General features: G+C 66.8%; 17 protein-coding genes. 11 read left to right on the top strand and 6 right to left on the bottom strand.

Features of this window, described 5'->3' with window-relative positions:
* Positions 1-225 (bottom strand): LLM class flavin-dependent oxidoreductase (locus tag H7J73_RS09675; RefSeq protein ID WP_264067128.1); only part of this gene is annotated, 225 nt, incomplete at its 3' end.
* 83 nt (positions 226-308) lie between these two features.
* Positions 309-986 carry an SDR family oxidoreductase gene (locus H7J73_RS09680; protein ID WP_264067129.1) on the bottom strand — a complete coding sequence of 226 codons (678 nt, stop codon included), beginning with the start codon at positions 984-986 and terminating at the stop codon, positions 309-311.
* A gap of 151 nt (positions 987-1,137) precedes the next feature.
* On the opposite strand from H7J73_RS09680, the gene H7J73_RS09685 reads away from it, so the two are divergent.
* From H7J73_RS09685 to H7J73_RS09700, 4 genes are all read left to right on the top strand, one after another.
* Entirely contained in the window at positions 1,138-1,944 is an 807-nt protein-coding gene (locus H7J73_RS09685; RefSeq protein ID WP_435405458.1) for an ABC transporter permease, read from the top strand.
* Positions 1,945-3,045, top strand: a complete 1,101-nt coding sequence (locus tag H7J73_RS09690) for a sulfate/molybdate ABC transporter ATP-binding protein (protein ID WP_264067130.1) — start codon at positions 1,945-1,947, stop codon at positions 3,043-3,045.
* A gap of 105 nt (positions 3,046-3,150) precedes the next feature.
* On the top strand, positions 3,151-4,143 hold the full coding sequence (locus tag H7J73_RS09695; protein ID WP_264067131.1) for an alanine and proline-rich secreted protein Apa: 993 nt from the start codon (positions 3,151-3,153) through the stop codon (positions 4,141-4,143).
* A 47-nt stretch (positions 4,144-4,190) separates the two neighbouring features.
* Positions 4,191-4,502, top strand: coding sequence for a GlsB/YeaQ/YmgE family stress response membrane protein (locus tag H7J73_RS09700; RefSeq protein WP_264067132.1), 312 nt, complete (start codon positions 4,191-4,193; stop codon positions 4,500-4,502).
* A gap of 24 nt (positions 4,503-4,526) precedes the next feature.
* Here H7J73_RS09700 and H7J73_RS09705 read toward each other — a convergent pair whose 3' ends face one another.
* Entirely contained in the window at positions 4,527-5,006 is a 480-nt protein-coding gene (locus H7J73_RS09705; protein WP_264067133.1) for a hypothetical protein, read from the bottom strand.
* 101 nt (positions 5,007-5,107) lie between these two features.
* Between H7J73_RS09705 and H7J73_RS09710 the strand changes: the two genes are divergently transcribed.
* Positions 5,108-5,701, top strand: coding sequence for a CGNR zinc finger domain-containing protein (locus tag H7J73_RS09710; RefSeq protein WP_264067134.1), 594 nt, complete (start codon positions 5,108-5,110; stop codon positions 5,699-5,701).
* 21 nt (positions 5,702-5,722) lie between these two features.
* On the opposite strand, the gene H7J73_RS09715 is transcribed toward H7J73_RS09710, so the two are convergent.
* Positions 5,723-6,484, bottom strand: a complete 762-nt coding sequence (locus H7J73_RS09715; protein WP_264067135.1) for a CPBP family intramembrane glutamic endopeptidase — start codon at positions 6,482-6,484, stop codon at positions 5,723-5,725.
* A gap of 100 nt (positions 6,485-6,584) precedes the next feature.
* Between H7J73_RS09715 and H7J73_RS09720 the strand changes: the two genes are divergently transcribed.
* The 3 genes from H7J73_RS09720 (at position 6,585) to H7J73_RS09730 (ending at position 12,956) form a co-directional block, all read left to right on the top strand.
* The gene (locus H7J73_RS09720; protein ID WP_264067136.1) at positions 6,585-9,074 is read left to right on the top strand and encodes a phosphoketolase family protein; all 2,490 of its coding nucleotides are present in this window, start codon (positions 6,585-6,587) and stop codon (positions 9,072-9,074) included.
* Between the two features lie 24 nt (positions 9,075-9,098).
* Positions 9,099-11,393, top strand: a complete 2,295-nt coding sequence (locus H7J73_RS09725) for a CoA transferase (RefSeq protein WP_264067137.1) — start codon at positions 9,099-9,101, stop codon at positions 11,391-11,393.
* Between the two features lie 78 nt (positions 11,394-11,471).
* The gene (locus H7J73_RS09730) at positions 11,472-12,956 is read left to right on the top strand and encodes an acetyl-CoA acetyltransferase (RefSeq protein ID WP_264067138.1); all 1,485 of its coding nucleotides are present in this window, start codon (positions 11,472-11,474) and stop codon (positions 12,954-12,956) included.
* Here H7J73_RS09730 and H7J73_RS09735 read toward each other — a convergent pair.
* Positions 12,953-16,087, bottom strand: a complete 3,135-nt coding sequence (locus H7J73_RS09735) for a helicase HerA domain-containing protein (protein ID WP_264067212.1) — start codon at positions 16,085-16,087, stop codon at positions 12,953-12,955. The genes H7J73_RS09730 and H7J73_RS09735 overlap by 4 nt on opposite strands.
* A gap of 26 nt (positions 16,088-16,113) precedes the next feature.
* On the bottom strand, positions 16,114-16,749 hold the full coding sequence (locus H7J73_RS09740; RefSeq protein WP_264067139.1) for a hypothetical protein: 636 nt from the start codon (positions 16,747-16,749) through the stop codon (positions 16,114-16,116).
* A gap of 237 nt (positions 16,750-16,986) precedes the next feature.
* Here H7J73_RS09740 and H7J73_RS09745 point away from each other — a divergent pair, with 237 nt between their 5' ends.
* From H7J73_RS09745 to rhaI, 3 genes are read left to right on the top strand one after another with little or no spacing between them, the layout of a single operon-like run.
* On the top strand, positions 16,987-17,325 hold the full coding sequence (locus H7J73_RS09745; protein ID WP_264067141.1) for an L-rhamnose mutarotase: 339 nt from the start codon (positions 16,987-16,989) through the stop codon (positions 17,323-17,325).
* Between the two features lie 12 nt (positions 17,326-17,337).
* Complete coding sequence (locus H7J73_RS09750; protein ID WP_264067142.1) at positions 17,338-18,660, top strand: MFS transporter; 1,323 nt, start codon at positions 17,338-17,340, stop codon at positions 18,658-18,660.
* Positions 18,660-19,808 (top strand): L-rhamnose isomerase, encoded by a 1,149-nt coding sequence (gene rhaI / locus H7J73_RS09755; RefSeq protein ID WP_264067143.1) that lies wholly within the window; start codon positions 18,660-18,662, stop codon positions 19,806-19,808. Before H7J73_RS09750 ends, rhaI begins: the two co-directional genes overlap by 1 nt.
* Positions 19,809-19,810: the final 2 nt, after the last annotated feature.

The following is a 19,810-nucleotide window of genomic DNA, read 5'->3' on the forward strand; positions in this document are numbered from 1 at the left end:
GTTCTCGGTGACTGCGGCCAGGGCGCCGAGCGCGGTGTACGCCTCGAGCATCGGCTGGTCGGGAGTGCCGAGACCGGGCAGCTGATAGAAGTGGTCCATCACGAAGACGGAGTCGAAGCCGGCGGCCTCGGCTTCCTGCGCCTGGGCGATGACAGTGGGAAAGAGTTCGCTGACGCCTGTGCCGTAGGAGAAGTTGGGGATCTGGAGTCCGAGTCGAATCGTCATGGGATCCGACCCTAATGACGGTTAAACGGAACCGTAACCCCGTTTCGCTCGGGGCGAAGCGGGAATATTTTCAGCCGAAGTGGTTACCCGAAGTTGACGGGCGCGCCGCCGCTGACGTGCAGCGTCTGCCCGGTGATGTGACGGGCCTCCGGAGTCGCCAGGAATAGTGCGAGCCGGGTGAGTTCGGCGGCGAGCGATGGCGAAGCGCTGGTCAGGCCGTCGTAGCCGGCCTCGTAACCGCGCCCGGCGGCGACCACGTTGACGGTGATGCCCCGGGTGCCGAAGTGATTGGCTCGGCCGGCGGTCCACTCCGACAGCGCGGCCTTGACTGCGGCCTGCGCACTACCGTCGCGCGGGCTCTCGGTGACAATGCTGACCACGGCGCCGCCCGAACGGAGGTGGTCGCCGAGGGTATGCAGCATCAGCACCGGTGCCAGGGCGGTTGCATCCAGCGCGTTGCGCCACGCGGTGGCGTGTTCGACCAGATCGAAGGTGCGGGGGTCGCCACCTTCCCAGCGCGGGGCGGGGATGTTGACGATGGTGTCCAGGTGATGCGGGAATTGCGTCCTGGCCTCGGCGAGGCTGGCGGGATCGGTGGGGTCGCAGATGATGGCGTCGACATCGAGTTCCTTGGCGGCCACTTCGAGCTCATCGCGGCGGGCACCCGAGATCACGACTCGGTGCCCGGCGTCGCGGAAGCCTTCGGCAATAGCGCGGCCGATTTCAGTATCACCACCGGTGACCAGCACTTCCATCGCCATGACCTCCTCGTGTTCAACGCTGAACCCAGCGTCTGCTGGCGTCGATCGTCCGCAATGTTACTGGACAGTAGCTAGGTGGTGAAACTCGACGCGGCCGCGATCTGGAAACGAATCGAGAAACGGGGTGCCCGATCCTCTAGTGTTCGGCCCCGTGGGCCATCCCGTGGGGCAAGCGTCAGCTCTGCCGCGGTGGGTCTATCTCCCGGCCACGGTCGGTGCTGCATTCGTCGTGCTGCCGTTGGCCGCGATGGCAGCCAAGGTCGACTGGCCGAATTTCTGGTCGCTGATCAGTAGTACTTCGTCGACGGCGGCACTGCTGTTGAGCCTGAAGACGGCGTTCGCCAGCACGATGTTGTGCCTGATCCTGGGCGTGCCGATGGCGCTGGTGCTGGCGCGCAGCGATGCCCGGCCGGTGCGCTGGTTGCGGCCGCTGATCCTGCTGCCCCTGGTGCTGCCGCCGGTCGTCGGCGGGATCGCGCTGCTCTACACATTCGGCCGGCTCGGTCTGATAGGTCAGTATCTGGACGCCGCGGGTATCCGCATCGCGTTCACCACCGCCGCGGTGGTGCTGGCCCAGACCTTCGTCTCGTTGCCCTTTCTGGTCATCGCGCTGGAAGGGGCGGCCCGGACCGCGGGGCGCAACTATGAGGTGGTGGCCGCCACGTTGGGGGCCAGGCCCACGACGGTCTGGTGGCGGGTGACTCTGCCGCTGCTGGCGCCCGGTCTGATCTCCGGGGCGGTGCTGGCATTCGCGCGTGCGCTGGGAGAATTCGGCGCGACGCTGACGTTCGCCGGCTCGCGCGAAGGGGTGACCAGAACGCTGCCGCTGGAGATCTACCTTCAGCGCGAGACCGACGCCGATGCGGCCGTCGCGTTGTCGATCCTGCTCGTGGTCGTGGCGGCGGTGGTGGTTCTCGGGCTGGGCGCCCGCAAGTTGGGCAATACCGGTGTGGGCTAGATGACGGGCCTACAGGTGCGTGCCGTCCTGGCCGAGCGCGACGTCGATATGGAGTTCGGCATCGCAGCCGGTGAGGTGCTCGCGATACTCGGCCCCAATGGGGCAGGCAAATCGACTGCGCTGCATGTGATCTCGGGGTTGGTCCGGCCCGATCGCGGATACGTGCGCCTCGGTGACCGGGTGCTGACCGACACCGACGCCGGGGTATTCGTCCCCACCTATGATCGCCGGGTCGGGTTGCTACTCCAGGATCCGCTGCTGTTTCCGCACATGACCGTGGCGGCGAACGTGGCGTTCTCGCCGCGGCTCCGGCGCCGTGGGAAAGCGGGGGCCAGGCAGGCCGCGCAGCACTGGCTCGCGGAAGTGGACGCCGAACAGTTCGTGGATCGCAAGCCCCGCCAACTCTCGGGTGGGCAGGCGCAGCGGGTGGCGATCGCCCGGGCGCTGGCGGGTGCACCCGATGTCCTGCTACTCGACGAGCCGATGGCCGGACTCGATGTCGCCGCGGCCGCGGCGATCCGAGCCCTGCTGCGCCGCGTACTCACCAGCGAAGGTCGCGCCGCGGTCCTGGTGACCCACGATGTGCTCGACGTGCTCACCCTGGCGGATCGGGTGATGGTCATCGAAGCGGGGCGGATTGCCGAGATCGGTGCCGCAGCGCAGGTGCTCACCGCGCCCCGCAGCGCGTTCGGCGCCCGCATCGCGGGGGTCAACCTGATCAACGGGAGCCTCGAGGTCGGTGGTGTCCTGCGTACGGAGTCAGGAACCCGATGGCACGGCGTGCCCGCCGAGGGTGGCGAGTTCCTCGCCGTCGGGCAACGGGCCGTCGCGGTTTTTCCCCCTGCCGCTGTCGCGGTATTTCGGGAGCAACCGCACGGCAGTCCACGCAACATGGTCGAGGTCGTCGTGGCCGAACTGGACTCCCGCGGTGCGGCAATCCGGGTGCGCGCGGGCAGCCAGGCTGACGGAGCACCCGGTCTGGCCGCCGACATCACGCCCGAGGCGGCGGCCGAGCTGCGGGTCGTGGCAGGGATGCGGCTGTGGCTGGCAGTCAAGGCGCAGGAGGTGGCCATCCATCCGGTGTTCAGCGACTCCGGTTGACGTTGACGAGCACCGATAATTGTTGGCCGGCGGCAGCGTGAGAATGGTTCACATGGTGAGCAACCCACACTTGCGTCACGGCCGTAACACGGTAGGTTCGTCGCCATGGATGAGCCGGACCCGACAGTGAAGCGGCACAGGGGGCGATGGACATCGCTGGCGGTGGCCGCGGTTGCCTGTGCCAGCGCGGTGACGCTGGCGCTGCCGGCAACCTTGGCCTCTGCGGATCCGGTGGCGCCGGCACCGCCGACTCCGACTGCCGCGCCGCCCGTCGATCCGAACGCCGCGCCACCACCGGTGGCGAATCCGAATGCGCCGGTTCCGCCGCCGGCAGACCCGAACGCGCCACCGCCCCCGGTGGATCCGAACGCGCCGCCGGCCGATCCCAATGCGGCGCCGCCCCCGCCGCCGGAGCCCGGCCGGGTTGACAACGCCGCCGGCGGCTTCAGCTTCGTGGTGCCTCCCGGCTGGGTTCAGGGTGACGCCAGCAAGCTCAACTACGGCCAGGCGCTGCTGACCAAGGAGACCGGCCCCGCCGTCAACGGCCAGCCGGCACCGGTCGCGACCGACACGAGCATCATCCTGGGTCGCCTCGATCTGAAGCTCTTCGCCGGCGCCGAGCCCGACAATGCGAAGGCCGCCGTTCGGCTGGCCTCCGACATGGGCGAGTTCTTCATGCCGTTCCCCGGCACCCGGGTCAACCAGCAGACCGCACCGTTGGATGCCGCCGGAATGGCGGGCAGCGCGGCCTACTACGAGGTGAAGTTCACCGACACGACCAAACCCGACGGTCAGATCTGGGCAGGCGTGGTCGGCTCGACGCCGCCGCCGGGAACGCCGCGCGGACAGCGCACTCCCGAGCGCTGGTTCGTGGTGTGGCTTGGTACCGCCAAGGATCCGGTCGATCCAGGCGCGGCGATTGCGCTGGCCAACTCGATCCGGCCGTGGACCGCGCCGCCGCCACCCGCGCCGCCGCCACCGGACCCCAACGCTCCGCCGCCGGACCCGAACGCGCCGCCCCCGCCGCCCGGACGGGCACCCGTGGGAGTGCCGGTGCCGGTCACCACTCCGGTGCCCGAAATGATGCCGCAAGGCTGACACGTTTCTCTTGCCGAATCGTTACGGTCGGCGCGTATACCTAACTCATGGATAACGCACTCGTTTCGCAGGCGAGCACTGAGATTCTGGCTCGTTCGACGACGCTCACCAGCGTGGGTGTCATCGGGTACATCATCATCGGCGCCCTCGCCGGCTGGATCGCCGGCAAGATCGTCAAGGGCGCAGGCTCGGGCATTGTGCTGAACATCGTGATCGGTATTGTCGGCGCGCTGATCGGGGGCTTCCTGCTCAGCTTCTTTTTCGATACGGCCGAGGGTGGCTGGTGGTTCACCTTCTTCACGGCGATCCTCGGGTCCGTGATCCTGCTGTGGATCGTCGGCTTGGTCAGAAAGTCCTAGCCCGGGACTGATACTCGCGCGTGGCTACAGCGCGGCGAGTACGCCACGCAGCTCGGCGGCGACACTGCCGCGCTCTGAGTAGTAGAGCGGTCCCGCGCTGTCGCCCAGAAGCAGCCGCAGCCGGGCGATGCCGCGTGCCCGCACCGGCTGCGGCGCATGCAGGCGCAGCGTCACCTGGCCGGCGATGTCCTCGGCCGCCGCGAGCCTGGCGCATTGCAGCGCCCCGCGCGAGGGCAGCGCCCCGCCCCGCGGTTCTCTACCGCTGTCCAGCACCGCACGCAAAGCGCGAGCCAACTCTTCGCGCTCGCGCATGCCGGTGAGCCGCGCCGTGTGGACGGCCAACGCGGACCCTGGCATCGCGGGCACCCGGTTCTCAACCTGGCGGTCGTATCTGCGGGCGAACATGTGCGCCGCCAAGCGTGCCGACCAGGGAATGCGGCGTGTCGACCCCGGCGGTAACCGGGTTGCGACTGCGATGGCGAGTTCGATCCGGTTCTGAGTCATGACGGCATCCTCTAGGTCGTAAGTGACTGGTAAAAACCGTATACCGGTCACGAGTGACCAGTCAAATGATTTTATTGGTCATTGGCGCTAGGCTGGGTGGCATGACAGTGCCGCCAGGACCGGCCGCTCAATGGCTCGATGATGAGGAGACCAAGCCGGCCCCTGGTGCGTTGCGGCAGGTCCAGGCGCTGATCAACACCCTCGACCGGGAGTCCGGGGACGACCTGTTGGCCGATCCTGCCGATGCCGCGCCCTGGCTGATCGCCAACAACCTGCTCGATCCAGACGACGACCTTGCAGCCGAAGATCTGCACACCATCGTCGGAGTTCGGGAAGCATTGCGCGCCATGACTATTCGCAACACCGGCGGACCCGCTCCGAGTGCACAAGCCCTGGCGCCGTTGCGACAGGTGGCGGCCGCGAGCCGCGCGCGGGCGGAGCTGACCGACGAGGGAACGGTGTCGCTCGGCCCGGACGGTACGTCGGTCCAGGCGCGATTGCTCGAGGTCCTGCTCGTTGTCAAAGATGCGCAACTGGACGGCAGCTGGAAGCTGTTGAAATCGTGCGCGAACGACGAGTGCCAGTGGGCGTTCTACGACCGGTCTCGCAACCATGGCGGAACCTGGTGCGTCATGGCGTCGTGCGGTAACAAGTTGAAGAACCGCGACTTCCGGGCGCGCAAACGCGGGAAGTGACCGGCTAAGAGCGGTGACCAGCTAAGACAGGTGCCAAACCAGCGCCGCGGCGAGAGCGCCCATGCCGTTGAGTGACCAGTGCAGCGCGATCGGCGCGATCAGACTGCCGCTGCGACGGCGCAACCAGGTGAACACGAAACCGGCGGCACCGGTGGCGATCACCGCCCCGATGACGCCGACGATCATGCCGAAGAAACCCCCGCCCAGCAGTCGGGTGAAACCGACGTTGCTGCTGGTCAGGCCCAGCGAGGTGGCGATATGCCACATCCCGAACAGCAGCGAGCCCGCGGCCGCGACGCCCCGGACACCCCAGGCGCGGTCGAGGGCGCCGTGTAGGACCCCGCGGAATGCGAGCTCTTCGGGGATCACCGTCTGCAGCGGAATGATGATCATCGAAGCCAGTAGCGCGCCTGAGATCGTCGCATAGTGATTGTTCATGAACATCGGCCGCGTCCAGGGCAGGAGCGCACCGATGGCGATCACGGACAGCACGACGCCGACCGCCGCGGCGGCATAGCCGGCGCCGGATCTCCAGTGCTCACGGCCGAGTCCGAGTTCACTCCAGCCGAGCCCGCGTGAGCGGACCAGCACGACCAGGCCGATGGCGGCGGCGGGTACGACGGCGACGTTGGCCCAGGGTGTGGTGAAGTGCGCGAGGAGATTGGTCAGTGCCAGCACGACGACGACGATTGCGATGTCGGTATAGATCCGGAAATGGTGCAGCGCCGCAAGCTGACCGAGCAGCGGATGAGGAGGCGGCTCCACTGCGCTGAGATCAGACATAACCACTCCACTGTACCGACCGAAATGAGTGACTTAAGGCCTTGATGAACAACGCGTGCTGCCCTGTGCCAACCCTGTGAATCGGGGGAAGGATGGGGTGATGACCTCTGACACTGCTGTGCCCTCTGCAACCACTGCGTGGGGTTGCTTCGACACGGAACCGTTGACCGAAGAGGTTCTCGCCCAGCTGGACGGGTGGTGGCGCGCCGCCAATTACCTGTCCGTCGGACAGATCTACCTGCTGGCCAATCCGCTGCTGCGCACGCCGCTGGCGCGTGACGACGTGAAACCACGGCTGCTCGGTCATTGGGGCACCACACCGGGGCTCAACTTCATCTACGCCCACCTGAACCGGGCGATCAAAGCGCGGTCGCAGTCGACGATCTACGTCACCGGCCCGGGTCACGGCGGTCCGGGTCTGGTCGCCAACGCCTACCTCGACGGCACCTACTCGGAGGTCTACTCCGACATCACCCAAGACGTCGAAGGGATGCGCCGGTTGTTCCGGCAGTTCTCCTTCCCCGGCGGTATCCCGTCCCACGTCGCACCGGAGACCCCCGGCTCGATCCACGAGGGGGGTGAGCTCGGCTACGCGCTGTCGCACGCCTACGGTGCCGCGTTCGACAACCCGGACCTGTTGGTCGCGGCGGTGGTCGGTGACGGCGAGGCGGAAACCGGCGCGTTGGCCACCAGCTGGCATTCCAACAAGTTCACCAACGCCGCCAAGGACGGTGTGGTGCTGCCGATCCTGCATCTCAACGGCTACAAGATCGCGAATCCGACTGTGCTGGCCCGGATTCCCGAGGACGAGCTGCGTGCCCTGATGGTCGGCTACGGACATACACCGCATTTCTTCGAGGTCACCGACGAAGAGGGTGCGGGCGATCACGCGGACGCCCACCGTCGCTTCGCCGCACTGCTCGACACCGTGCTCAATGAGATCGCCGAGATCAAGGTGGGTGCGGCGGACAGCGACGAGCGCCCGGCCTGGCCGATGATCGTGTTCCGCACGCCTAAGGGCTGGACCGGACCGGCCTATATCGACGGCAAGAAGACCACGGGATCCTGGCGGGCACACCAGGTTCCGTTGGCCAATGCCCGTGATACCCCCGAACATCTGCAGGTGCTGGCCGACTGGTTGGGCTCGTACCGCGCCGAGGAACTTTTCGACGAGAACGGCACGCTGGATCCCGCGATCGCCGCCCTGGCACCGGCAGGCACCCTGCGGATGAGCGACAACCCGCACACCAACGGCGGTCTGTTACTGAAGGATCTGCGGCTGCCCGATTTCCGTAAGTACGCCGTGGACGTGCCCACGCCGGGGTCGACAGTGGCCGAGGCGACCCGGGTGCTCGGCAGCTGGCTGACCGATGTGGTGCGGCTCAACCCCGACAACTTCCGGATCTTCGGGCCGGACGAGACCGCGTCGAACCGGCTCCAGGGTGTGTTCGACGCGACCGACAAACAGTGGAACGCCGAGTTCTTCGGCCCCGAGGTCGACGATCACCTGGCCCGGGTGGGCCGCGTCATCGAGATGCTCTCCGAGCACCAGTGCCAGGGCTGGCTGGAGGGATACCTGCTGACCGGGCGCCACGGCCTGTTCAACTGCTACGAGGCATTCATCCACATCATCGACTCGATGTTCAACCAGCATGCGAAGTGGCTCAAGGTCACCGACCACATCCCGTGGCGGCGGCCGATCGCCAGTCTGAATTACCTTCTGTCCAGCCATGTCTGGCGACAGGATCACAACGGCTTCAGCCACCAGGACCCCGGTTTCATCGACCATGTGGTCAACAAGCGCGCCGAGGTGGTGCGGGTCTACCTGCCGCCGGACGCCAACACCCTGCTGTCCACCTATGACCACTGCCTGCGTTCGCGGCAGTACGTCAACGTTGTGGTGGCAGGTAAGCAGCCCGCCCCGAACTTCCTCACGATGGAGGAGGCCATCGCCCACTGCACCCGCGGTCTCGGCATCTGGGAGTGGGCGGGCTCCGAGCGTTTCGGAGAGGAACCGGACGTTGTCATCGGGAGCGCGGGTGACGTCCCGACGCTGGAAGCGCTGGCCGCGGTCGATCTACTCAAGCAGCACATTCCCGGTTTGAAGATCCGGTTTGTCAACGTGGTCGACCTGATGCGAATGCAGGATGAGTCCGAGCATCCGCACGGGTTGTCCAACAAGGCATTCGACATGGTCTTCACCCCGGACAAGCCGGTGATCTTCGCCTATCACGGCTACCCGTGGCTGATTCACCGGTTGATCTACCGCCGCACCGGTGCCAACAACTTCCATGTCAGGGGTTACAAGGAGGAGGGCACCACCACGACGCCCTTCGATATGGTGATGCTCAACGACCTGGATCGCTTCCATCTGGTGATCGACGTGATCGACCGCGTGCCGTCACTGGGGACGAAGTACGCCTCGTTCCGCCAGGACATGGTCGACCGACGGATCGCTGCGCGCGAGTACACCCGCGAGCACGGCGACGATGTTCCCGATGTGCGTGACTGGGTGTGGCCCGATGCCCGGGGCGCGGTCGGCAACCAGACCATTGCAGCGACCGCGTCGACCGGCGGGGACAACGAATAGTCGCCCCGCACTAAGGTGATCGCCATGGTCACCGGCGATCACCTTCTGGCCCCGCTCCGGGTGCTCGACCTGTCGAGCGGCGGAGCGGATGCCGTCACCCGGATCCTCGCCGATCTGGGCGCCGACGTCCTCAAGGTGGAAGGACCCGACGGCAGCCCCGCGCGGGCCGAGCCGCCCACCGTAGTGGGGGTCAGTATTCCGTTCGCGCTGCACAATGCGAACAAGCGCGCGACGGTACTCGACCCCGCAGAGGGCTCGGATCGCCGCCGCCTCATCGAGTTGGCCGGCGATGCCGACATCGTCGTGGACTCCGGGGTTCCTGGGAGCTTGGCGGCTTACGGCACCTCGTGCGCGGAGCTGGCCGACCGGTTCCAACACTTGGTGACGCTGTCGGTCACCGATTTCGGGCTGACCGGGGCCCGCGCGACCTGGCAGGCCACCGATGCCGTGCTCTACGCCTTGTCGGGCGCGCTGTCGCGATCCGGCCCCACCACCGGAGCGCCGGTGTTGCCGCCGGACGGAATAGCCTCGGCGACTGCGGCGGTCCAGGCCGCGTGGGCGGTGCTGGTCGCCTACTACCATCGGTTACGTTGCGGCAGGGGCGATTATCTCGATTTCAGCCGGCTGGATGCCGTGGTCACCACCCTGGATCCCGCGTTCGGTACCCAAGGGCAGGCGACGCTGGCCAGGCCGGGCGGGCAACGGTGGCGGGGCAGGCCCCGCAACCAGGATCCGTACCCGATCTTCCCGTGTCGTGACGGTCATGTCCGGATCTGTCTGCTCTCGCCGCGGCAATGGCGGGGCCTACGGGCCTGGCTCGGCGAACCCGAACAGTTCCAGGATCCGAAGTTCGACAAGATCGTCGCGCGCTACGGCGCCTGGACGGAGATCTGCGCACTGTTCGGCGCTCTGTGTGCGGACCAGACAATGGACGAGTTGGTCAGCGCCGGCCAGGCCCACGGCGTACCGATCGCTGCCGTCCTGACGGCAGGCGAGGTGTTGAGTTCTGAGCATTTCACCGCCGTCGGTGCCCTCGTCGATACCGAACTGGCGTCCGACATCACGGCCACCATGCCGGTCGGTTACCTGACGGTCAACGGGCTGCACACCGGATTTCGCACCGCTGCACCGGCATTGGGTCACGACCCCGCCCAGTGGCGAGCGCCGGCCGAAACGATCGCCCCGGCCGAGCAGTCCGGCGGGCTGCCGTTGGCGGGGCTGCGCATCATCGACCTCGGCGTGATCGTTGCGGGCGGCGAACTGAGCCGGCTCTTCGGCGACCTGGGCGCCGAGGTGATCAAGGTGGAAAGCGCCCAGTTCCCGGACGGTCTGCGCCAGACCAGGGAAGGGCAGCCGATCAGCGACTCGTTCGCCTGGGCGCACCGGAACAACTACGGGTTCGGGCTGGAACTGCGCAGTCCGCAGGGTGCCGAGATCTTCGCGGCCCTGGTGTCTGAAGCCGATGCGCTCTTCGCCAACTTCAAACCCGGAACCCTTGCTGCGCTGGGCTTCTCGGCGGAGCGGCTGCGGGAGCTCAATCCGCGGCTGGTGCTGGCCGAAAGCAGCGCCTTCGGTGACACCGGCCCTTGGAGCACCCGGATGGGCTACGGACCGCTGGTGCGCGCCACTACCGGGCTGACGCGGCTGTGGGATTTCTACGACGCGACCACGATCTTCCCCGATCACGTGGTCGGCAGGATCACCGCCATCGGGGCGTTGGCCGCACTCATCCATCGCGACTGCGCAGGCGACGAGGCTCCAGCAGCCGCGCGGATCCACGTGTCGCAGGCCGAGGTCGTCGTCAACCAGCTCGACACCACCTATGTCACCCAGGGCTTACAGTCGACCTTCCCCGATCTGGTCGACGCCGACACCGGCCGGCATGCGGTGTACCCCTGTGTGGGTGACGACGAGTGGTGTGTGATCTCGGTCCGCAACGATGCCGACCGCACGGCCCTGGCCACCGTGATCGGGGACGCGGAGTTGGCCGACTGGACTGCCGCTCGGTCGCCCGTGCAGGCCAGCGCACTGCTGCAGGAGGCCGGGATCCCCGCTGGCCCGATGAATCGGGCCAGCGATGTCTACGCAGAGGCGCAGCAAGGCGTCCCACCGCTGTTCACGGATATGACCCATCCGCTGATCGAGCATCCGCTGCCTACCGAGACCGGACCCGTCCGGTACCGGCACATCCCGCCGGGCCCGTTGCGGCCTGCTCCGATGCCCGGCGAGCACACTCGCGAGATCTGCCACACAGTCCTCGGTCTGGCCGAGGACGATATCGACCGTCTGATCGCCGACGGTGTTCTGTTCACTTCGTGAGCACTGAAGGGCACCGTGACCGCTCCGATCGTCTACCGGGTCGGACCTGCTTGACAGGTGTCAACTATCGTGTTCGCCATGTCTTTGGACCCCACGACTCCGGTGCTGGTCGGTTATGGCCAGCTCAACCAGCGCGATGACACTCCCGAGCCGCTCGAACCGGTCGAGTTGATGGCCGCCGCCGCCCGCGAGGCCGCCGCCCCGCGGGTGCTGGCTGCCGTGGACGCCATCCGGGTGGTAAACCTCCTATCCTGGCGCTACCGCGATCCCGGCCTGCTGCTGGGCGGTTTGATCGGGGCGGACAACCCGTCGACCAGGTACACCGGCATCGGCGGCAACGTCCCGCAGACTCTGCTCAACCAGGCGTGCCTCGATATCGTGGCCGGACGTGCCGACGTGGTGCTGCTGGCCGGTGCGGAAACCTGGCGGACCCGGAAACGTCAGAAAGCCAACGGCATTCGACCCGCCTGGAGCACCCAGGACGAGTCGGTGCCGATTGCACCCGGTTCCGACGACGGCGTGGAGATGGCCGGTCCCGCCATGGCGCGGATCGGCCTCGGGTTGCCGTCGGATATCTATCCGATGTTCGAGGAAGCTGTCCGCGTCCACGTGGGGGAGTCGTCGACCCAACACCGCCGTCGCATCGGCGCGCTGTGGGCACAGTTCAACGAAGTGGCCCAACACAATCCGCACGCCTGGAGTAACAAGGCGTGGACTGCGGACGAGATCTGGCAGCCCGGCCCGGACAACCGGATGATCAGCTGGCCCTACACCAAGCTGCTGAACTCGAACAATATGGTCGACCAGGCCGCGGTGCTCATCCTGACGTCCGTGGCAAAGGCTGAATCCCTGGAAATCCCCTCCGAGCGTTGGGTTTTCCCGTGGTCGGGCGCCGACTCGCACGACACCTACGATATCGGCGAGCGCTACGAGTACCACCGGTCACCGGCCATTCGGATCGCCGCCGCCCGGGCCCTGGAACTCGCGGGCCTCGGCGTCGACGAGATCGACCTCATTGACATCTACTCCTGCTTCCCGTCGGCGGTGCAGGTCGCGGCCGCCGAAATCGGTTTGCCGGTCGGCGATCCGGGCCGGCCGTTGACGGTGACGGGCGGGCTGACCTTCGCGGGCGGTCCATGGAACAACTACGTCATGCATTCGATCGCCACGATGGCCGAACAGCTGGTGGCGCACCCGGGACAGCGCGGGCTGATCACCGCCAACGGCGGATACCTCACCAAACACAGCTTCGGGGTCTACAGCAGCGAACCGCCGCCCACTGCGTTCCGCTGGGAGGACGTGCAGGCCACCGTGGACGCCGAACCGATCCGGCGGTCGCTCGGTGAGTGGGAGGGCACCGGCACTCTCGAGACGTGGACGGCGCCCTTCGACCGGGATGGCAATCCGCAGAAGGCTTTCCTGGCGGTCCGGACCCCGGATGACGCCCGCACACTGGCCGTCCTCACCGATCCGGCGGTGGCCGCGGCCATGGTGGGCGACGGCGCCGATCCGGCCGGGGCGAAGGTGCAGGTGCGCGCCGACGGAACGGCGTCGTTGGTTTAACGCCGGGGTGACTGCGCCAACTCCAGAACTTCCTCGGTGGTCAGCGGGCTCTGCGGGTGATAGGACAGGCACCACGGCGTGGTGATCTTGTGGAAGCGACCACCTTCCAGCGCCACGTAGAAGCTGCCCGCCCGCAGTCGGCTGATATCTGGGACCAGCCCGCCCTTGACCCTGGCCATCTCCTTGGCCACGGCGATCTGGGCGGGGGAGTTGAGCAGACCGTAGAACTGGGTCGCGGCGTTGCCCGGGATGTTGTTGTGCAACCCGCGGGGCGACTGGGTGGCGAACACCAATCCGAGGCCGTACTTACGCGCCTGTGACGAGAGCGCCAAAGTGCTTCGCAGACTGGCGGTCTGGCGACCCGACGGGGCGAAGTTCTGCGCCTCGTCCATCACCAGCAGCCCGCCGAGTGGGCGGTCGCCGGCCGGGTGCCGTTTGATCCAGGCGAACAGTCCCATCTGCAACTGGTTGACGAAGGCCTCCCGCTGGGACCCGTCGGACAGCCCGATCATGCTGATCACCGATAGCCGCGCCCGGTAGCCGTCCGAGGGTGTCAGCAGTGTCCCGGGATCTACCGGAGTCCCCGCGCCGCCGAAGAGGGGGTCCATCACCATGGCGGCGCGCAGATTCTGGCTGAGCTGCACTGCCAGCTCGCGGGCGCCTGCCATCGAGCTGACGTCAGCGGGCAGGTCTGCGAGGAGCTTGGTGAATCCGCGCAGGCTCGTCGACGACTGTCGCCCGTACCAGCTCAGTGCTTCGTACAGGACGGCGCGCGAGTGATTGGCTTTCGCGGTGTTGCCTGTAACCGATCGCGGTTCCAGTGCGGCGAAAGCGGATTCGACTGCCACGGTGTACTCGTCGGCGTTGTCGACCACGCTGGCGAAGTCCGGGAGCGACTGGAAGGATAGCGGCCGGCCGCCCTCGCGTCCCGGGGTCCACACCACCACCTCGGTGTTGCGCAGGTAGTCGTCGGCGCGTGCGGTGTCGGCGGGATCCCACCCGGCGGGGAGCGCGGGCCAGGGCAGGCCGAGGCGCGCCAGGTCGTTGTTGGGGTCCAGCACAATGGCCGACACCCCGCGCCGGGCGCACTCTTCGATCAGGCGCCGGATCAGCACGGTCTTACCCGATCCAGAACCGGCGAAGATCGCGGTGTGCTTGCGCAGGGCCAGCAGATCGACGCTCAACACCGAACCGGTGCTGCCGTCGACCCCGAACGGTACTGCTGTGGACGACTCCTGGTGCGCCGGATGTGACTGCGCCGGTGGCGGTTCGGGAATGGGCGGTGCAGCGGGCGCGTCGACCGGCGTGGGTCCCGCACCCTCGCCCAGTGCGTCGCGCAGGAACTGCAGTCCGTGTGCGGGCTTGCGTGCGACCAGCCAACTGGGCAGGTCCGGGTGGTTGTCCTCGATCAGGTCCCGCAGCGCGGTCAAGGTCCGGAGATCGTCCTCGGGCAGCGTCAGCGTGCGTCCGCCGGCCGCCTCGAAGTCCGCCAGCACCTGATTCATTTTCTTACCCTTCGGCCACTGGGTATTGCGCAACAGAAAGAGCTGGCGCTTATCCAGGTGGGATCCGAAACCCGTTGCCGACCAAGCGTTCTTGATGCGGTTCTGCGCAGCGACGGCATTCGGGCTGGCGATCGCCCGAAACGCCCAGTGCCGCTCGTCATCGGTGGCGGGGTCCAGCGTCTGACGCAGCCGACCGTGCAGTACCACCTGCTGGCCTGGCGGCGGATCGAACCGGAAGATCTGCTCGACGTCGCCCCGTTCGGTGATCCACGCCTCGAGTCCCGCAGACAACAGGCTGGGAACAGTCGTGTCTTCGCCTTCCGGGTCAAGGGCGGCGATGCCGACGGCGAGCTGACGGTATTCGGCGAAGCGCCGGTCCAGCTCGGTGCTCTCGTTCGGGTTGCCCTCGTCGGTATGCGGGATATCCGGCTCCGACGACGGTGCCTTCAGATGCCGCAATTCTTCGACGACATCACGGTCCAGACAGCTGCGGATGTGGGTGTCGGCGCGTTTGAGGAGCTGGCGGGGGGTGTAGTCAGGCGCGTCGTCGAATGCCGATGGCAGGATCGGCCAGCTCGGGTACGGCGGGGTGAACCCGACCGCCCGGTAGCTGGCAGTGAAACGCCGCTCCAGGATTGCGCGGGCGACGGCCGCGTTGGGCAGGCCCTTGAGCGGCGGGGTTTCCCGGAACCGGTCGGCCACCGTGGCCGTGGCCCGCGACCGGATCGACTCCCAGACTGCGGGTAGACAGGCCACCACCTCGGCGGTGCGCCGCATCGTCTGGCGGGTCGCCATCAGCCCGTGCGCGACGTGGTCCAGATCGCGGTTGTCGGTATCGCCGTCCTTGGTGCGTCCGGATGTCGACGTCGCAGACTGTGCCAGCAGGGTGTCGATCTGGTCGATCGCCAGCACCGCGGGACCCACCATGGCGACGATGCGGGAGATGTCGCGGACGGATTCCTGAGGGGTCATCGCCGAGATCCCGATGGACCACGTCTTGCGGCCGGTGTCGTCGACATCCTCCGACGAGTTGAGAAACGCCTGCCCGACGTCCTGGACGCCGAGATCGGTCGCGCCGAGCAGGACCAGGGCCCGCAGCGTGTGATGCGTCTGCCGCACTGTCTGCGGGTTCGCCTTGTGGAGCGCGTTGACGAAGGTGGTCAGCACCTCGGGAGTCAGCTCGTCCTCGCCGCTGATGGCGCGTCTGTCGGCCCGAGAGATGTGCGCCAGGGAGGCCAGCCGCCACAGCAGTTCCTTGAGCTGGGTCTCACGCTGGTGGCCGGGGCGGCCGAGGCTTTCCAGGATGCTGCTGCGCGCGGACTCCCAAAAGCTGGTGGCATCAAGCAGTTCCAGCAGGAAGAAGAACCCGTCGGCGGCCTGCACCCGTTCTCTGACCTGGCCGAGGAGATGGGTTTTGCCCGACCCCGCCTGTCCGCGGATGACCACGCCGAGCGGACTCGAATCCGGTAGGGCGTCGGCGTCGGCGAACGCCGCCATCACCTGCTCCAGGGCTGCGTCGTGGACCCCCGGCACGTGGTGGGCGCCTTGGGCGTGCCAGAGGTCGTCGGCAGTGGGTGCGAACGACAGCCGCAACGATTTCAGGGCTTCCCGCTCCCTGTCTTTCAGGATGTCGTCTTTCGGGATGTCGTCCGTCACGACTCGATCGCGATCAGGTGCTTGTCCTGGTCACCGATCCTGACGGCGGCAGCCCGGTCCTGTTCGGTCAGTGTTTTCTGGTTCTCCTCGGGGATCAGGCTGACGCCGGGTAACCGATACATGTTGCTCAACGCTATATCCAGCTCGGGGCGAGACACCCCGGGCAGCGCCTCGCGCAGCCGGACCAGGTCCACCCAGCCGCCCGCGTGGGCGGCGAGGCGGAGGTAGGCGTCGCGCACCAGTGCCTCGGTGTGGTCCGGCTCGTCGTCCGGGGCGTCGTCCGGAGCAAAGAAGATATCGCCGGGCGCCAGGTCTGCGCGGTCCAGGTAGCGGCGAAGCGCGTGCAGCACGGTGTAGAGCGCCTTGCCCTGGCCCGAAGGGCGTTGCGGTGTGTCGCTGCCAATCAGCTTCGCGCAGGTGGCCCAGCCCAGGTCGGTGAGCTCGAGTTCCATCGGGCGTCGCTGTGTATTGATATCGACCAGGCCTTTTTCCGCCAGCCGATCCCGGTCGCGCTTCTTGAGCTCGGGGCCCAGTGTGGCCAGATCCGGGTTGCGCACCGGCGCGGACTGCGCCATCAGTACCAGGAGGACCGCCTGTTCGGTGCCGCTGAGTTCATCGGGTTCGACGCTCACGCCTGATTCCCTTCGTCGAGTCTCTTCGTGGTCAGCAGGTTGTGGACGGCGGGCAGCCGCCGCCGATCATCGACGTACTTGAGGATGCCACGGTGGTCCATCGGTCGAGTCCGGGCGCGTATCGGCGCCGGCAGCGAGGGTGGGGGCAGGCTCGGCGAGCTGGTGTTGACTTCCCTATGGGTCGGGCATACAGTCGCCCACATCACATTTTGAAACGTTTCAATATCGGAGGCTCAGATGTCGGGCGCGACAACCCAGCGCGTGTGCTTCCTGCTTCAGCTCAAGCCGGACCGGGTCGAGGATTACTTGCAGGCACACCAGGAGGTGTGGCCGGAAATGCTCGAGGCGCTGCGCGCGGCGGGCTGGGGCAACTACTCGTTATTCCTGCGCCCTGCGGACGGCTTGGTGGTCGGCTACCTCGAAACGGACGATTTCGCGCTCGCCCAACAGCGGATGGCTCAGACCGAGATCAACGCGAAGTGGCAGGCCGGAATGGCCCAGTACTTCGTGGGCGGATCTCAAGCCGATCCCGACGAACAGATCACACCCCTCGCCGAGTACTTCCATCTCGCCTGAATAGGACCTCTCATGAAAATCGGAGCACGCTCGACAACCGGATGGCGGGCCACCATATCGGTGGCGATGTCTAATTACATCGAAGCCGGATCGATCATCGCGATCGCCACCAGTCTCGGGTTCTGGCAGTCCGCGTTCGGGATCAGCAACTTCGCGGTAGGACTGCTGGCTGCGTTGAGCGCCAACGCTTTTGGTGCGGCGATCGGTGCGATCCTGGGTGGCCCGCTGTGTGACCGGTTCGGCCGCAAGGCGATCTACACCTACGACCTGCTGGTCTACATGGTCGGTGTCCTGCTCGCCGCCTTCGCCGTTAACTTCACGATGCTGTTGGTCGCATTCATCGTCACCGGTATCGCCGTCGGCGCGGGCGTCCCGGCGTCGTGGACCTACATCGCTGAGCAGGCGCCGTCGAAGGACCGGGCCAAGCACGTCGGCACCGCCCAGCTGGCGTGGTCGATGGGTCCGCTGATCGGGTTCGCGCTCGCCGCCGCCATGGCGCCGCTGGGCCTGTTCGGCTCCCGGTTGATCTTCGGTCACCTGTTCGTCGTCGCCGCCATCGTCTGGTGGATCCGCCAGGGGCTGGCGGAATCAAAGATCTGGACTTCAGAAGTAGGGATAGCGGGCCTGCGCGAGCCGGCCAAGGCGACCGAACCCCTGGGTGCCCGCGGCCTGCGCGGACTGTTCTCCCGCCGCATCAACATCACCGCACTGCTGTTCCTCGGCGGCATCTACCTGTTCTGGAACACGGTTGCCGGCCAGGCGGGCATCTTTATGCCGCGGGTCTACGACACCGCAGGCCTGCACAGTCCGGTCGCCCAGGATCTGCTGCAGGTGCTGGTCTGGGGTTGCACTGTCGCGGCCACCTACTTCGGTTTCATGCGCTATGCCGACCGGGTGTCGCAACGGTGGCTGTATGTGGTCGGCGCGGCACTGGGCATCGTCGGCTGGATCGTGTTGGTGGCCTTCACCGATGCCGGGGTTCCGACGATGCTCGTGTTCGCGGTGCTGTGGGGTGTCTCCGCAGGCATCGGTGCGCAGGCGTTCTACAGTCTCTGGGCCAGTGAACTGTTCGCCACGCCTTACCGCGCCAGCGCGCAGGGCGTGATGTTCTTCGTCGTTCGCAGTGTCACGGGTCTGCTGAGCTACTTCTTCCCGACGCTGCTCGCAGCCACCGGCCTGACCACCGTCGGAATCCTGTTGGTCGCATTGCTGACGGTGGCCATGGTGATCGGTGCCGTCTGGGCACCCAAGACGCAGGGCAAGTCCCTGCAGGAGATCGAAATCGAACGCTACGGTCGGGTGGAGAGCCCGACCACGACGGAGGTGGCAGCCTGATGGGCACGCAACTCGACAATCTCGCGATCGAACTGCCGTCCTGGGCGTTCGGCAACTCCGGCACCCGCTTCAAAGTGTTCGGCACGCCGGGTACACCGCGGGCCGTGCAGGAGAAGATCGCCGACGCTGCGACAGTCCACCGCTTCACCGGGCTGGCTCCCACGGTGGCACTGCACATTCCGTGGGACACCGTCGACGATTACCGCTCGCTCGCCGGCTATGCAGAGGAACACGGGGTGAAGCTGGGGACCATCAACTCCAACACCTTCCAGGACGACGACTACAAGTTCGGCAGCCTCACCCACACCGACAAGACGGTGCGGCAGAAGGCGATCGATCATCACCTGGCCTGTATCGAGGTCATGAACGAGACCGGTTCACGCGATCTGAAGATCTGGCTCGCCGACGGCACCAACTACCCCGGGCAGGGCGATATCCGCGGCCGCCAGGAGCGCCTCGCCGAATCGTTGAACACCATCTACCAACGCATCGGTGACGACCAACGACTGGTACTGGAGTACAAGTTCTTCGAACCGGCGATGTACATGACCGATGTGCCGGACTGGGGCACCTCCTACGCGCACACCCTGGCGTTGGGGGAGCGCGCCATGGTGTGCCTCGATACCGGCCACCACGCACCCGGCACCAACATCGAGTTCATCGTCGCCCAGCTGCTGCGCCTGCAGAAGCTCGGCTCCTTCGACTTCAACTCGCGGTTCTACGCCGACGACGATCTCATCGTCGGCGCGGCCGACCCGTTCCAGCTGTTTCGCATCATGTTCGAGGTGTTACGTGGCGGCGGCCTCGACGACGGCTCGCCTGTCGCCTTCATGCTCGACCAGTGCCACAACGTGGAGGCGAAGATCCCCGGCCAGATTCGGTCGGTCCTCAACGTGCAGGAGATGGCCACCAGGGCGGCGCTGGTCGACGTCGAGGCGCTGACCGTGGCGCAGGAAGCCGGAGATGTGCTGGACGCCAACGAGGTCCTGATGGACGCCTTCTACACCGACGTCCGGCCACGGCTGGCGCAGTGGCGCACCGAGCACGGGCTGCCCGCCAACCCGATGTCCGCTTTCGCCGAATCCGGCTACCAGACCACCATCGACGCCGAACGCGTCGGCGGAACCCAATCCTCCTGGGGAGCATGAAG

The sequence above is a fragment of the Mycolicibacterium komossense genome, from assembly GCF_025822605.1.
GTDB classification, from domain to species: Bacteria; Actinomycetota; Actinomycetes; order Mycobacteriales; family Mycobacteriaceae; genus Mycobacterium; species Mycobacterium komossense.

Excerpts from the sequence above, each read along its gene's own strand:
- H7J73_RS09680 (WP_264067129.1), bottom strand. The coding sequence starts at position 986 with ATGGCGATGGAAGTGCTGGTCACCGGTGGTGATACTGAAATCGGCCGC.
- H7J73_RS09690 (WP_264067130.1), top strand. The coding sequence starts at position 1,945 with ATGACGGGCCTACAGGTGCGTGCCGTCCTGGCCGAGCGCGACGTCGAT.
- H7J73_RS09695 (WP_264067131.1), top strand. The coding sequence starts at position 3,151 with ATGGATGAGCCGGACCCGACAGTGAAGCGGCACAGGGGGCGATGGACA.
- H7J73_RS09700 (WP_264067132.1), top strand. The coding sequence starts at position 4,191 with ATGGATAACGCACTCGTTTCGCAGGCGAGCACTGAGATTCTGGCTCGT.
- H7J73_RS09705 (WP_264067133.1), bottom strand. The coding sequence starts at position 5,006 with ATGACTCAGAACCGGATCGAACTCGCCATCGCAGTCGCAACCCGGTTA.
- H7J73_RS09710 (WP_264067134.1), top strand. The coding sequence starts at position 5,108 with ATGACAGTGCCGCCAGGACCGGCCGCTCAATGGCTCGATGATGAGGAG.
- H7J73_RS09715 (WP_264067135.1), bottom strand. The coding sequence starts at position 6,484 with ATGTCTGATCTCAGCGCAGTGGAGCCGCCTCCTCATCCGCTGCTCGGT.
- H7J73_RS09720 (WP_264067136.1), top strand. The coding sequence starts at position 6,585 with ATGACCTCTGACACTGCTGTGCCCTCTGCAACCACTGCGTGGGGTTGC.
- H7J73_RS09725 (WP_264067137.1), top strand. The coding sequence starts at position 9,099 with ATGGTCACCGGCGATCACCTTCTGGCCCCGCTCCGGGTGCTCGACCTG.
- H7J73_RS09730 (WP_264067138.1), top strand. The coding sequence starts at position 11,472 with ATGTCTTTGGACCCCACGACTCCGGTGCTGGTCGGTTATGGCCAGCTC.
- H7J73_RS09745 (WP_264067141.1), top strand. The coding sequence starts at position 16,987 with ATGTCGGGCGCGACAACCCAGCGCGTGTGCTTCCTGCTTCAGCTCAAG.
- H7J73_RS09750 (WP_264067142.1), top strand. The coding sequence starts at position 17,338 with ATGAAAATCGGAGCACGCTCGACAACCGGATGGCGGGCCACCATATCG.
- rhaI (WP_264067143.1), top strand. The coding sequence starts at position 18,660 with ATGGGCACGCAACTCGACAATCTCGCGATCGAACTGCCGTCCTGGGCG.